Annotated in this window: 15 protein-coding genes; all 15 read left to right on the top strand. The window is 30.3% G+C overall.

The annotated features are described in order from the left end of the window. Positions 1-364 precede the first annotated feature (364 nt). Complete coding sequence (locus AMD28_RS15965) at positions 365-1,921, top strand: hypothetical protein (protein ID WP_055445152.1); 1,557 nt, start codon at positions 365-367, stop codon at positions 1,919-1,921. Positions 1,922-1,932: 11 nt separating this feature from the next. Further along, entirely contained in the window at positions 1,933-2,565 is a 633-nt protein-coding gene (locus AMD28_RS15960; RefSeq protein WP_055445151.1) for a DUF6705 family protein, read from the top strand. A 591-nt stretch (positions 2,566-3,156) separates the two neighbouring features. Continuing rightward, positions 3,157-3,555, top strand: a complete 399-nt coding sequence (locus tag AMD28_RS15955) for a hypothetical protein (RefSeq protein ID WP_055445150.1) — start codon at positions 3,157-3,159, stop codon at positions 3,553-3,555. Positions 3,556-4,250: 695 nt separating this feature from the next. Next, a complete protein-coding gene (locus AMD28_RS15950; RefSeq protein WP_055445149.1) occupies positions 4,251-4,667 on the top strand; it encodes a hypothetical protein in 417 nt (138 codons plus the stop codon). Between the two features lie 160 nt (positions 4,668-4,827). Beyond that, complete coding sequence (locus AMD28_RS15945) at positions 4,828-5,568, top strand: hypothetical protein (RefSeq protein ID WP_055445148.1); 741 nt, start codon at positions 4,828-4,830, stop codon at positions 5,566-5,568. Between the two features lie 158 nt (positions 5,569-5,726). Next, positions 5,727-6,263: a hypothetical protein gene (locus tag AMD28_RS15940; protein ID WP_055445147.1), complete on the top strand. Its 537-nt coding sequence runs from the start codon at positions 5,727-5,729 to the stop codon at positions 6,261-6,263. 1,373 nt (positions 6,264-7,636) lie between these two features. Further along, entirely contained in the window at positions 7,637-8,194 is a 558-nt protein-coding gene (locus AMD28_RS15935) for a hypothetical protein (RefSeq protein WP_152975637.1), read from the top strand. 155 nt (positions 8,195-8,349) lie between these two features. Then, a complete protein-coding gene (locus AMD28_RS15930) occupies positions 8,350-9,069 on the top strand; it encodes a substrate-binding domain-containing protein (RefSeq protein ID WP_055445145.1) in 720 nt (239 codons plus the stop codon). Between the two features lie 165 nt (positions 9,070-9,234). Further along, positions 9,235-10,653, top strand: a complete 1,419-nt coding sequence (locus AMD28_RS15925; protein ID WP_055445144.1) for a DUF6602 domain-containing protein — start codon at positions 9,235-9,237, stop codon at positions 10,651-10,653. Positions 10,654-11,308: 655 nt separating this feature from the next. Then, entirely contained in the window at positions 11,309-11,941 is a 633-nt protein-coding gene (locus AMD28_RS15920; RefSeq protein ID WP_055445143.1) for a LysE family translocator, read from the top strand. A 187-nt stretch (positions 11,942-12,128) separates the two neighbouring features. Continuing rightward, positions 12,129-12,287 (top strand): DUF1737 domain-containing protein, encoded by a 159-nt coding sequence (locus tag AMD28_RS18420; RefSeq protein WP_083478353.1) that lies wholly within the window; start codon positions 12,129-12,131, stop codon positions 12,285-12,287. Positions 12,288-12,365: 78 nt separating this feature from the next. Continuing rightward, entirely contained in the window at positions 12,366-12,779 is a 414-nt protein-coding gene (locus AMD28_RS15915; RefSeq protein WP_161804646.1) for a GNAT family N-acetyltransferase, read from the top strand. Between the two features lie 50 nt (positions 12,780-12,829). Further along, entirely contained in the window at positions 12,830-13,354 is a 525-nt protein-coding gene (locus AMD28_RS15910) for a hypothetical protein (RefSeq protein WP_055445141.1), read from the top strand. A 256-nt stretch (positions 13,355-13,610) separates the two neighbouring features. After that, positions 13,611-13,982, top strand: coding sequence for a transposase (locus tag AMD28_RS15905; protein ID WP_055442126.1), 372 nt, complete (start codon positions 13,611-13,613; stop codon positions 13,980-13,982). Beyond that, positions 13,982-14,717 (top strand): IS3 family transposase (locus AMD28_RS18645; protein WP_055445153.1); only part of this gene is annotated, 736 nt, incomplete at its 3' end. The genes AMD28_RS15905 and AMD28_RS18645, both read left to right, overlap by 1 nt.

Genomic DNA, 14,717 nt, shown 5'->3' with positions numbered 1-14,717 from the left:
ATTGAATTTTGGTCTTGGAATATTGACCATCTGAATATGATTCTGAAAAAATTAAAAAAAGCTAAATTGAAATCTGACAAATGGGGATTTTTTGAAAGTTATATTCCAAAAGATTGGCTATTGAAATTTAATAGTGAAAGAGAATTTCGGAAAATAGAAAAGTTAAAAGAAAAATAACTTGCTACAACATCGCATAAAAATAATGCGTAGATTAGTACTTAAACAAAGAACAGTGCACTTTTGCTACATCTGATTTTCCTGCGGAAAATCCTCGCACACAAAACCGCACTATTCTTATACGTAACCGTTGTGGTTAATTTTGACCACGAAACCAAAATTTTAACTAACTTTAAAACCCAACGGTATGAAGAAACAAAAACTAAAAAACTATTTAAAATTTGGAATATTACTCTTTGGTATTTCCTCTTTAATTACAAGTTGTGAGAAAGATTTTGAAAACAATTCTTTTAATACTATTGAACAATCTAAATTTAAAATTGAGGTATTAGATTATAAAAAAATCCAATCGGAAAATAATATCATTGAAAAACTAAGTAGTTTAAATTCTAAAAATACAAAAGAAGTACAGAATTCAAATACTTCAAGAGAATTTTATAATAGTAATCTCGGGTTTTCTATAAATACAGATTTTGTAAAACATATTGAAGACACACAAACAGGCATTAATTCTTATAGTTTTCAAATCGAAAGAGATACATTAATTACAGATAATGTTGAAAACCTATTATTACAATCAAACAGTCAAGGAACTTATGATGCTTATATTTTAGAGTATGGTTTTACTAAAGAACAATTTAACTCATTAATTGATGGTGAATTAAACAACACCACAGTTAAATATACTCCTATCGATTTTGATACTAATGTTTTTAACAATGGGGAACTTTCAAAATTAGTAGCAGAATATAATTGTATTCAAGTCTGGTCTTTAGAAGATGTTACTAACAATGAAGGTAATCTTGTTGGCGACACTCCTCTATATACAGAAGAATGGGTTTTAATGGCAGAAAATTGTGGTTGGTCTTATTATGACGATGGTTCAGGAGGTGGAGGAGGCCCAATAGATAACGATTCTAATTCTGGTAGTCAAGGTGGAAACGGTAACTCCAACAATACTGATGATGATGATAATGGTGGGCTTGGTACTAGTTGTAGAGGTTGTGAAGATAATGACCCTATTATTGCTGCTCCAACTATAAATCCTGCTGATCCAGACTGTACCAAATTAAAGAATTTAATTGGCAAACCTGTTGTAAACTCTACTAATAATACAGTTGATAAACTATTAAGTTATCTAAGTAGTTTCACTTCATCAACCACCAAAGAAAGAGGTTATTTTTTAAGTCCTCAAGATCAAATTGAATCCGAATTTAGTGCAGCTTATTTTGAAGGCGATGAAAATGCAGATGAAGTCCCTGTGGAAATAGGTACAAACTTAATAAGTGTTTTAATGCATTTACATTACAATAAAGAAACTGAGAGTAAAAAACAACTATCTGTTTTCTCTGTAAAAGATATTTACGAAATGTACCTATTGATTGGTACTGGCCATATTTTTAGTCCAAATACATTCACAAATTTCTTAACAACTGAACATGGCACAAATTATGCTTTACAAATTAATAATTCTAATGCTTTTGTGAATTCAGATTTTGCTATTAAATATTTTACTACTTGGGGATTTAGTAAAACTATTCAAGATGACGCAGAGAATCTGTATGGTGAAAAAAAATATAACATTCTACCCTATAAAACTAATGGACAAAATGAATTAGCTTTTACTAAATTTTTAGCCAATGAAAATTTAGGGCTAACACTTTTTAGAGCTAATGATGATTTTACAGAATTCACAAAAATAGAATATAAAAACGGAATATTTAAAGAAACACCTTGTAACTAAAACATAAAAAAATGAAAAATATAATTTTAACTTTAATAATATTATTTACATTAAGTTGTAAAGCACAATCTCCAATTGTAAACATAGCATCAGATTATGATTCTGATGATATTGTAGATGGTTGTTATTTAAAAGATGTCAATAACTCTTTTGCACCATTTATAGGTACTTGGCAATGGACAAACGGAACGGATACACTTACTATAGTTTTTGAAAAAGTAACAATGGCTTATTCTGATTTAAGTGAAATCTACACTGATGAATTAGTCGGTAAATATAAATATGTAGCAAATGGTGTTGAAATAATTAACACATTAAATTATAACATAAATGCGAATAATGTTTTTGGTGTACATCCTACTTACACTCAGAATGGTATAACACCTATACTTGGAGCACGTTATCATAATGAAAATTATGGATCCTTTCACTTTCGTGATTATTTAAAGGATAAAAGTGAAAAAATGAAATTTGAATTATTAGATTTAGTAACAAACCCTCCTTTAGGAAACAATCCTCCAACATATTCTGTTTCACAAGCAAAATTAATATTGCAAAATGGCGAACATTGGAATATAAACGGACAAAACCCAAGAGACCCAGAATTTACTATTCCAAACAATATAACATTAACTAAACAATAAAAACTAACCACAACCACGTATATAAAAAATAGCGTTTTAAGCGTAAAATCAAAGGTTTACGCTTTTTTATTACTTTAGTCTTTCCGAAAAATTGTGGATTTATATTCGCTACTTTTCATATACAAGACCCGTTAGCTACTATAACTCGGAAAAATTACCAAACGGAATTTTGTCAAACTTTACGATGAAAAATTCACTCAAAATCTGAATTAAATATTACGAAATTATTTACTCCAATTCGGAATTAACTCTTGCGGAATTTTACTTGTTTGCGGAATAACAACTCAAACGGAATTTAAAAAAATCACTTTACGAACTTCACTCGGAATTTATACATTAGACGTAATTTAAAAAAAGAACCACTTTACGAACTTCACTCGGAATTGATCTATTAAGCGGAATTAAAAACGTGATTACTCAAATGTCTCGCAACAGTAGCTAACAACGCATAAAAAAAATTGCTATATTTAGAACTAATTTAAAAGTCGTTGCACTTTTGCTACATCTGAATTTCCTACGGAAATTCCTCGCACGCAAAAACGCAACTCTTTTTATACAAGACCGTTGCCAACAAGCTAAAACCACTCATAATTGAAAAACGGAATTATAACTTTATTATTGATTTTTTTCTTACAAAACACTTTCGGACAAACAGATGGCCGAAAATATTTAAGACATTATCAAAGTAACAGTACAACTTACTTTTATGGAGTTACCGAAATTATAATTCACTCTGACTCCACTTATACTTGGAAAAGTTATGAAGTGAATAGCAAAAATGAATGGAAAAAATATAAAAAGAATAAACCTGAAATTAGTGTTGGAAAAATCACTCAAAACGGAAAATTTATTACTCTGACTGAATATAGAAACGGAAACAAAACTGATTTTAACTGGACTGTAAAAATAACTAACAAACGACTGAATTTTTACTATCCGAATAAAAATGAAAAATTAAGAAAGAGTGCTAAATACAAACGAATTTTATAGAACGGAAAAAAAAGCCAGTTGGCAACACCGTGTATAAAAAATTACTTATTTTTAGCTTAACTAAAGTTAGTCGCATTTTTGTAAACTTCTATTTTCCTGCGGAAAATAGCCGTTCACTTTAAACGCAACTTTCCATAACACAAACACGTTACCAAAAATACGTGAAAACTCCAACAAATTCAGCAACTTAACTCTACAAACTAATACTACTCAAATTGTAAATCTTACCATTTTACTCTAAATATATGCAGAATATATGTCGACTTTATACCGACTATATGCCGACTATATGCCGACTATATGCCACCTGAAATTAAGGTGTAATATTATCAAGGTATAATTTAAACTAATAATCAATGAATAAAATAAACAGAATACTTACTCAAACGCTGAATTAAATACTATGAGGTTTTCCTAGCTTGTGTGCAGAATTTAGAAAGTGGAATGCTTTTCTTTGACTTGTAAGTCGCTGAAAAACTAAAATTGTTGAATCATAATATAGAATTTATAACTCTGATATTTATATATTGAAATCAAAAATGTACTTTTGGTAACAACGTGTATAACTAATTGCTAGTCAGTGATTACTCGGAAAATTCCTGCGGAATTTTCCACAGGTTCGGTTTCTTTTATTAACTTAGTTCCAGCCAACGCAACTAGCCATAACACAAACACGTTGTACATAATTTAAGAAAATGGTAACAGAAATAAACTTATCAAGTCCAATTGAAAAAATAAAGACTGAACTTCTTGAAAAAAAAATTGAAGTTGGAATGGTTGAATTTACTCTTAAAAAGGACTTCTTACCTATTCCGAATGAATTTGAAAAGATTGGAAACTTTGAATTAGACATTCTCGCGATTGAAAAAAATAGCGGAATAGTAGTTATGCTTGACCACGACAAACCTGATTTTATAATGGGAAAAGTTGCATCTGATTTAAAAGCGATGGTAAGTGCTTTAATTCCAATAGAAGGTTTTTTTGAAATGGCTTCTGAAAACGATGAATTATATGATGACGAAAGCGCAATGAGAAAAGTTACTTCTAAATCAGCAAATTTATCTGGCGGAAAAGAATTTGAATGGTTCTATGATATGATATTTGGAATCTGAAAAGAAAAACTATGTACAACATCGCATAAAAATAATGCGTAGATTAGTGCTTAAATAAGAGTTAGTGCATTTTTGTTACTTCTGATTTTCCTGCGGAAAATCCTCGCACACAAAAACGCACTATTCTTATACGTAACCGTTGTGTGTCATTTAAGAAACAATGAGAAACCATTTAATAATCTTACTTCTAATTCTAACTTCCTGTAATTCTGACAATATTGACAAAGCGGAATTTAATGACTTTTCGGATATTGAAATTCGATTTAGAACTGGAGATGAAAGAATTGAATTTTACTCAATGGACATTTTTAAAAGCGGAGAAAAAATTAAAGCAGTAAAAAAAAGACCTTTTTACTATTATGGTTCAGTAACTGACTCGACTTGGACAACTGAAATTGGAAAATCTGACTTAAAATTAATAATTGAATTTATTAATAAAGCGGAATCAATTAAAGACACTTGTTCGTTCAATTCTTCCTCAATAGACTACTATGATATCAAAATAAAAGGAAAAGCGCTGAAAATAGTCGGAAACTGCGAATGGAATGGAATTGACTATGATAGTTTAGAAACTAAAATCTTCAAACATAAATTCGTTGAATTAGACAAAAAGCGTGAAATGGTTGCTGATTCTGTGGTAAAGAGTTTTAATGGATTTTGGGATGTTTATGGTTGGGAAAATGGAGTTTTAAAAAATCGAAATTTAGTGCTTAGAAGAACAACCGAAAACGAACCAAAAATTGACGGAATTTATCGTTGGACTTTTGATAAAAAAAAGCAATCTGAATTAAAAAAGAATTTGAACATCGACATAGGAAGTGCTTTAATTGAAATTGGAGCTTCGACTTATAAAGTGCTAAACATTGGAAATGACAAAATTGAATTAAAATACCTGTGGTAAAAACGAACACACAACATCGCATAAAAATAATGCGTAGATTAGTGCTTAAACAAAGAACAGTGCTTTTTTGCTACTTCTGATTTTCCTGCGGAAAATCCTCGCACACAAAACCGCACTATTCTTATACGTAACCGTTGTACAACAGTTAAAGAAACATTTTGAAAAGATTAATCTTTATATTTCTAATTTTAATTTCGTCATGTAACGGAAATAAAAAAACGGACAAAATTGTAAGCGGAGAAAAAACTCAATCGGAATTCAAATTAGCAAAATCTGATTTTGTAATTCTGACTTACCAAACCAATTGGTATTGGATTTTTAAAAATGCTAAACCTACCGAACTTACTCAATCGGAATTAATAGAAATAGAAAATATTTTAAAAACTCTGGTTAAAGAAAATAATGATGCACAAAAAATAGGGCTTATTGAACACAACAAAAATTATCCAGACAATCAAAAAACAGCATCAGCTTATAAATTAAAATTAGATGGATTTAAAAGACAATATGTCCCAATAATAAATGACAACGGACAAAAAGAGGTTTGGATTAATTTCTTTTGTGATGATACTGGAGCAGAAGAATATTGGAAAACTGAAATAATGATAGTTGATGATGGAGGAAATTGTTATTACAATCTAAAAGTTAACTTGGACACAAAAGAATATTATGAACTAAGAATAAACGGATACTAAAACCGTTGTACAACATCGCATAAAAATAATGCGTAGATTAGTGCTTAAACAAAGAACAGTGCACTTTTGTTACTTCTGATTTTCCCGCGGAAAATCCTCGCACACAAAAACGCACAATTCTTATACGTAACCGTTAGCTACTATAACTCGGAAAAATTACCAAACAAAATTCTGCAAAGCTTTACGCTGAAAAAACCACTCAAAATCGGAATCAAATATTGCGGAATTATTTACTCGAATGCTGAACTTACTCTTGCGGAATTTAGCCAGTTTCGGAATAACCACAAAAACGGAATTAAAAAAAACAAAAAAACTTTGCGGACTTCACTTGGAATTGAGCAATTTAGCGGAATAGAAAAAAAGCGTACTTACTCGAATGTCTCGTAAAAGTAGCTAACAACGCATAAAAAAAATTGCTATATTTAGAACTAATTTTAAAAGTCGTTGCACTTTTGCTACATCTGATTTTCCTTCGGAAAATCCTCGCTCGCAAAAACGCAACTATTTTTATACAAGACCGTTAGTTTTAATGCTTAAGCTAGTTTGCGGAAATTAAAAAGGTAACGATAAACGTCCCTAATTTCATCAACAAAATAAAAAAAACTCACTCAATTCTTAAAAAATATGTTGCGGATTATTTAGCTCGTTTGCGGAATCAAAAAAAATAAGATTACGCTAAAACATACTCGATCGGAATTTAGATTGCTGCGGAATTATTTACTCAAACTCTGAAAAAGGAAAAAAGGAAATCACTCTTCCGATAACTATCGGAACGGAATTTTAGCTAGTTTGCGGAATTGAAAAATATAATGAATAAAAAAGAATTTAATTGGAATCTAAAAAGCACTAAAAACTAACACCGTATATTATTAATGGCTAGTTTTAGCTTGCTTACGAAAATCCTTCCAGATTTTCTATTCGGTTTTTATTTACTAAATTAGGTGCTGAAACACGCCACTAATCATATACAAACACGTTGGCAACTATAACTCGGAAAAAACACCAAACGGAATTCTGCCAAACTTTACTCTGAAAAAATCACTCAAAATCGGAATTAAATATTCCGGAATTATTTACTCGTCTGCTGAATTTACTCTTGCGGAATTTAGCTAGTTTCGGAAAAGCCACTCAAACGGAATTTAAAAAAAACAAAACCACTTTGCGGACTTCACTCGGAATTGATCCATTAAGTGAAATAAAAAAACGCGATTACTCAAATGTCTCGCAACAGTTGCCAACAACGCATAAAAAAAATTGCTATATTTAGAACAAAATTTAAAGAACGTTGCACTTTTGCTACATCTGAATTTCCTACGGAAATTCCTCGCACGCAAAAAACGCAACTATTTTTATACAAGACCGTTGGCAAACATATGAAAAGACACCTACTAACTTCAATCTTAATGCTAATTTTGATAGTTTCTTGTAAACAAAAGGAAACTCAAAAAGCGGAATCAAAAGAAGTAAAACCAACGACTGAATTAAAAGATAAACCGAAAAAACCGATTGAAGAAATTGCTATTCCTGAACAGTATTTTGAAAATGATAGTTTATTAACTGAATTGGAATCTGATTTAGAAAAAATTGCCTTAAATCCAAAGTTTGACTTAAAAACAGAACCTAAAACAAATACGCACGACGAATCAGTTACAGACACAATTAAAACGCTGACTTTTGACAAGACTAAAATTTATTCTTATCGAGCTGCAAATTGGGAATCAATATACGCTGCTAAAATAGAAAATTCGGATTTTGATTTTTTAGACTCTATTAAAGTTGGAACTAAAAAAGAAAGCTTTGAGGATCGAATAAAAACGGAATTGAAAACTGATTTTATTAAAATCGGGAATTTAGAACAAACATCTGTTTTCATTTTTAAATTTGAAAACGGAAAGATAAAAGTTATAGAATATCAAGGTTACGTGGATTAAAAATACGTTTGCCAACATCGCATAAAAATAATGCGTAGATTAGTGCTTAAACATAGAACAGTGCACTTTTGTTACTTCTGATTTTCCTACGGAAAATCCTCGCACACAAAACCGCACTATTCTTATACGTAACCGTTAGGTGCAATTAGTAAAAAATGAAAAAACACATATTCATACTTATTTTTTTAAATTCAATCTTTTGTTTTTCACAGAACGTAGAGATTATAAATGAACTTCATCAATTTGACAAATATGATACTAAAGAATTCGTGCGACTCGGAGCAAAAGTTATTGTCGGAAATCAATTTGACAAATACGATATAAAAGAAATCATCAGAATCCAACCTGATTTAGTAACTGTAAATACTAATGAATTTGACAAATACGACACTAAAGAATTCGTGCGACTCGGAGCAAAAGTTATTGTTGGAAATCAATTTGACAAATACGATATAAAAGAAATCATCAGAATCCAACCTGATTTAGTGACTGTAAACACTAATGAATTTGACAAATACGACACTAAAGAATTCGTGCGACTCGGAGCAAAAGTTATTGTCGGAAATCAATTTGACAAATACGATATAAAAGAAATCATCAGAATCCAACCTGATTTAGTAACTGTAAACACTAATGAATTTGACAAATACGACACTAAAGAATTCGTGCGACTCGGAGCAAAAGTTATTGTTGAAAATCAATTTGACAAATACGATATAAAAGAAATTATCAGAATCCAACCTGATTTAGTGACTGTAAACACTAATGAATTTGACAAATACGACACTAAAGAATTCGTACGACTCGGAGCAAAAGTTATTGTCGGAAATCAATTTGATAAATACGATATAAAAGAAATTATTAGAGAAAAATAACTGCACCTAACACCGTATAAAAATAATTGCGGTTTAGTGCTTAATCAAAGGTCGTTGCGTGTTTGTAACATCTGATTTTCCTTCGGAAAATCCTCGCATACAAACCCGCAACTATTCTTATACATAAACGTTGTGTGTAATACCTAAAAAGACCTATAAATTAAAATGACACCAGTTCTAGAAGTCTTATTGAATAATATTAAAATACTAATTGAATCTGCTGACTTAGGTTCTTCAATAGGACACGAAGGTCTAAAAGGAAAAGTCAAGGAAGAACATTTGAGTGTGTTTCTGTTAAAATACCTTCCTCGCAAATGGAATTTGGGAAACGGGAAAATTGCAGATGGTAATGGCAGTTTATCGGCCGAAACAGATTTAATTATTTATAATGAAGATTCGCTACCAAAAGCTATGCTAAGTTCTAATGTTGGAGTCTTTCCTATAGAAAGTTGCAGATATGCTTTTGAAGTGAAATCCACAATAAATGCAACAGAAATAAAAAGTACAATTAAGAAATTTAATTTGCTGAAAAAATTTGATTCTAAAGGTCAAAAACGACCGATTAGAGTTCTTTTTGCATATTCATCTGATTTAAAAAAAGAGAATGAAATAGAGCGCATAAAAAAGTATGATTCTGAATTCCATACTCACCCAGCTATTGATGTTTTGCTTGTTGTTGGTAAAGGTTATTGGAGTCACACAAAAAGAGATTATGCTTTTCAAGAATCAAGGCAATTGGCAACATCGTCATTTTACTACGAATCTATTTCAAGAGGAAATAATTTCGAGATTGCTATGTTATTGTCCGCAATGTTAAATACATTAAGTCCTGAATTACCACATTTTTCTAATTACTTAAATGAATTTAAAGATCACAATGATTTAACTGTTACACAAGAAGTTTTTATTAACGTAGAAGAGAATTCAAAAAAAATACCTTTAAATGACAAAGACAAGTTAATTATAAGATATCAAATTTTTGAACATAAAAATAAATTTCATTGGTTTAAAGAACCAAAGAAAATTGATTTACTATTTAATAAAAAAAAGCAAAAATTAACTGAGCCTGTAATTGAAATTAATATTATAAATGATGGAGAGGAAAACGTTTATATAGAAAGTGTGGAAGTATTAACTTCAAGACAATTGGTGTTTTTCTTTCCAATAGCTGAACTTTATGGCTATACAGAATTCCCTCTATGTATTAAACCGCATGAAGCTAATAAGATAGGAACTAAATTCATATGCTTTCCAAAAAGGAATGATGAAAAAGCGGGAGGAAAACTTCATATGGAAAAAGGTGGAACATATTTTTGGGAGCATCGATATGAATTCAAAAACACTTTGTTAGATACGTTTGGAGTTATCAAAATAAAAACAAGTTCTAATCGAAAATTTTATTCTGATGAGATAAATTTTTCACAACTCATTGGAAACGAAAGATACAATCATCTGGATTTTATGATGGAAAATGTTGGTCCAATCACCGATGAAATAACGGGTGGTCAAGGTATGAAAATGAAAAAAGGAGCTATTCGTTATAATTATCAAGATGATGTTAGAATAATTAAAGGAAAGGAATAAGTACTACACACAACATCGCATAAAAATAATGCGTAGATTAGTACTTAAACAAAGAACAGTGCACTTTTGCTACTTCTGATTTTCCTGCGGAAAATCCTCGCACACAAAAACGCACTATTCTTATACGTAACCGTTATATACAATTGCTCTGAAATTGTAACTCCTAATAAAACCGAATTACTAAAACCATAATTCATCTGAATTTTTTCTCACTCAAACTTTGAATTTAAAAACAAACTCTGAATCTCACTCAAACGGAATTTCAGCTTGTTTGCGGAACTTTAAATTGTTTGTGAAAACTGAATATAATACTGAATTTACTTCTGCAGAAATATCACTCAAATGGAAAATCACTTATGCAGAAAAAAGCATGGTTTTCTTTCCGAGATTTTTTTGAGTTTTAAGAAGATAAATCCAACTCTAAAAATTTTGGAAAACTATTTCGGAATTTTTGCAGAACGCTCTCACTCTACTCTATCGCAAAAGTATATAACAACGCATAAAAAAAATTGCTATATTTAGAACTAATTTTAAAAGTCGTTGCACTTTTGCTACTTCTGATTTTCCTACGGAAAATCCTCGCACGCAAAAACGCAACTCTTTTTATACAAACACGTTATGTGCAAGCGGAAAAATCATCGAGACCAAATTTAAAATGAGCGGAATAGAAAATTATTTAGGGTTTATTATTGCTGGAATTATTATGAATCTAACGCCTGGAGCCGATACGATTTATATAATTACACGTAGTATCGCACAAGGAAAAAAAGCTGGGATTTACTCTGTACTTGGAATTGGAAGTGGAGCAATAATTCACATTTTATTAGCTGGATTTGGACTATCTGTAATATTAGCAAAATCAATATTACTTTTCAATATTATAAAATGGATTGGAGCATCTTATCTGATTTATTTGGGTGTTAAAATGCTTTTGGATAAATCAAAATTGTTCGCTGATGAAAAAGCCGAATTTGAAAAAACTGACTTGTGGAAAATCTATCGACAAGGATTTATAACGAATGTGTTAAATCCGAAAGTCGCAATCTTCTTTTTGTCATTGTTACCTCAATTCATTAAACCTGAATATGCAGATAGTTTAATTCCATTTTTAATTCTGGGCTTAACTTTCCTGACAACTGGAACAATTTGGTGCTTGTTTTTGGCTTATTCCGCATCATTTATGACTGACACTTTGAGAAAAAATGACCGAATAGGAGAAATTATGAAAAAAGTGAGCGGATTTGTATTCATAGGTTTAGGTTTACAATTATTGATTAAACGAAATTGATAACGCAGAAAGCCAGCACATAACAACGTATAAAAATAATGCGTAGTTTAGTGCTTAATCCAAGAGTCGTGCAATTTTGTTACGTCTGATTTTCCTTCGGAAAATCCTCGCACACAAAACCGCACTATTCTTATACAAGCACGTTGGCAAACATTAAAAAAACAATCATACACAAAACAATAAAAAGATGAAAAGATACGAAGTAGTACAAGAACAAACATTAGTTAGATTGAGTGAAGAACTAAATGAACTTCTAAAAGACGGATATGAATTACAAGGTGGAATTTGTGCTTGTCCTTTACCAAAAGGAGGTATTCTTTTTTTTCAAGCAATAACCAAAGGTTAATAAATAAAAATGGGAAAGGTTTACAAGTTAGATAAAGATGATTTTCTTACGCATCCTAAATATTCTAACAAATTTGAATTGAAACAAACGCTTAGCGAAGAGGAAGCAAATGAGTTTTTAATAATTCAAAGCCACATTTCAACCGAAATACAAGAAGAAACAAACTTTTGGCTAAAAGAAAACTTAATTAACAAAAGTGAATATTCAGCAGAAAGCTTAATTTTTTGTATGGCGAAAAATCACAGAAACCAATGCATTGGATACGGTTACGGAAATATAGATTTTAAAGAAAGAGATTCGTTTTATCTAAATACAATTGGAGTTCTTCCAGATTATAGACGAAATGGAATTGGCACACAAATCAAACTAAAATTAATACAGCACGCTTTTGAAAATCATTCGAATATAAAATCAATAAAAACTATTACTCAATTAAATAATAATGCAACTATAACTATTAACAACAAAATTGGGTTCAAAGAAGTTAAGTAACCAAGAAAATTTACACTCACAAACAACAACTATTATTAAATTAAAAAGAAATGAGTAAAAAAGAGAAAATTAAAGAATATAATGATAGACATCATTATTGGAGAGATAAAGTATTTTCTCAACTTGGATTTTCTATTAATTTTTTCATAACTTTTGGTATTGCTTTCTTAATTTATTTATTAGACAAAAGAAATGATTACAGCAACTTATTAATAAACAGTAAACCTTATATTAATTTCGAGTTTGCTTTTTATTTATTATGTGTTATTGCAATATTTTCATCAATAATTTATGGAGGTATTGCAATTCTAAGTAGATTGTTTGACCTTAGAATTACCAGTCATATAATGAAAGTCAGAAAAAAAACTTTTAAAAAACTTGGTAAAAAACTACCTGAAAAATTTCCTCTTGTTCATAACACGAAAATTGCTTCTAAATTCATTAAACTACTATTTAAGAAGTTTAATGGTTTAAATGATAATAGTTTTGAAAATTATGAAGAAATAAAAAAAGGAATTCTTAGATATGAGATTAACAACCCGAGAATTAGGAAAGCTAACTTGGAAGTCACATAAAAGACAAGTAATAATATTTTTTACAACAATTTTAGTTTTTGGAATCAAATTAATCATCTGGAAATAAATAACGATTTGCCAACACCGTATATAATTTATTGCTGGCTTCTCGCCTACTTACGAAAGTCCTCGCGGACTTTCTTGGTCAGTAATTATTTACTAAATTAGTTGCTTGAAACACGCAACAAACCATATACAAACACGTTGTGTACAATTTTGACCCGTCCTAAAATAAGGCTACATAATTTTAAACATTATGTACAGAAATGACAAAGTAATTAGACGTTACAGCGAACCTTTTAAATTAAAAATTTTAGCCGAACTTACAACCGGAAAACACACAAAGAGCGAACTTTGTAAACTCTACTCTATCGCACCTACAACTGTTAACGAGTGGATTAAAAAGTACAATCGTAAAGACTTAATGAACACCAGAGTAAAAGTGGAAACGAAAGACGAAATATCTAGAATTAAGGCACTTCAAAAAGAGGTTGAACTGCTAAAAAAACTACTACTTAAAAAGGATCTCGATGCTATGGTACAGGATTGTTATCTTGAAGTTGCTGCTGAAGATCTTGGCTATAAATCGGTTAATGAACTAAAAAAAAAGCTAAGTATAAAGCCTTAATTAAAGCTAAAAAGAAATCTACGGGATTTGCTTCTCTGACAACTATAACTCATTGTTTTGGACTTAAACGTAATGCTTATTATAAGCATAAAAACAGAGCTGATAAACGTTTAATTCTAGAACAACAGATTATAAATATTGTTAGAAAAAGACGCAAATCCCTTCCTAGAGAAGGTGTTCGTAAACTTACCAGATCTTTAGACAAAGAGTTTGTTAAAGCTAACATTAAAGTAGGCCGAGATACACTATTTAAAGTGCTTAGAAAGCATAATATGCTAACACTTAGAAAGAAAACAAGCGCTAGAACTACTAACTCTTATCATCGATTTTATAAATATAATAACATCATAAAAGACTTAGAAGTAACTAGAGCTAACCAAGTTTGGGTATCGGATATCACATACATTAGAACAGTTAAAGGGTTTTGTTACCTAGCTTTAATAACAGATATGTACTCTAGGAAAATAGTTGGTTATGATCTAAGTGATAGCTTAGAACTTAAAGGATGCGTGAGAGCACTTAATAAAGCGATTTACCAAGCTAAAAACATTAATAGACTAATACATCATTCAGATAGAGGAATACAGTATTGTAGCAATGTATACACACAAATACTCAAAAGAAAAAAGATAGATATTAGTATGACTGAAGAAAATCATTGCTACGAAAATGCGATGGCAGAACGCGTAAACGGAATACTAAAAGACGAATTTTATCTCGATCAAACCTTTGAAA

Origin of the sequence: Lacinutrix himadriensis, from assembly GCF_001418105.1 — a bacterium.
Lineage (GTDB): Bacteria > Bacteroidota > Bacteroidia > Flavobacteriales > Flavobacteriaceae > Oceanihabitans > Oceanihabitans himadriense.
This window is presented reverse-complemented; position numbering and strand designations above follow the sequence as displayed.

What these genes read in the sequence shown, in the direction of transcription:
- AMD28_RS15950 (WP_055445149.1), top strand. Translation starts at nt 4,251, where the DNA reads ATGGTAACAGAAATAAACTTATCAAGTCCAATTGAAAAAATAAAGACT.
- AMD28_RS15910 (WP_055445141.1), top strand. Translation starts at nt 12,830, where the DNA reads ATGAGTAAAAAAGAGAAAATTAAAGAATATAATGATAGACATCATTAT.
- AMD28_RS15920 (WP_055445143.1), top strand. Translation starts at nt 11,309, where the DNA reads ATGAGCGGAATAGAAAATTATTTAGGGTTTATTATTGCTGGAATTATT.
- AMD28_RS15960 (WP_055445151.1), top strand. Translation starts at nt 1,933, where the DNA reads ATGAAAAATATAATTTTAACTTTAATAATATTATTTACATTAAGTTGT.
- AMD28_RS18420 (WP_083478353.1), top strand. Translation starts at nt 12,129, where the DNA reads ATGAAAAGATACGAAGTAGTACAAGAACAAACATTAGTTAGATTGAGT.
- AMD28_RS15945 (WP_055445148.1), top strand. Translation starts at nt 4,828, where the DNA reads ATGAGAAACCATTTAATAATCTTACTTCTAATTCTAACTTCCTGTAAT.
- AMD28_RS15935 (WP_152975637.1), top strand. Translation starts at nt 7,637, where the DNA reads ATGAAAAGACACCTACTAACTTCAATCTTAATGCTAATTTTGATAGTT.
- AMD28_RS15905 (WP_055442126.1), top strand. Translation starts at nt 13,611, where the DNA reads ATGTACAGAAATGACAAAGTAATTAGACGTTACAGCGAACCTTTTAAA.
- AMD28_RS15930 (WP_055445145.1), top strand. Translation starts at nt 8,350, where the DNA reads ATGAAAAAACACATATTCATACTTATTTTTTTAAATTCAATCTTTTGT.
- AMD28_RS15925 (WP_055445144.1), top strand. Translation starts at nt 9,235, where the DNA reads ATGACACCAGTTCTAGAAGTCTTATTGAATAATATTAAAATACTAATT.
- AMD28_RS15965 (WP_055445152.1), top strand. Translation starts at nt 365, where the DNA reads ATGAAGAAACAAAAACTAAAAAACTATTTAAAATTTGGAATATTACTC.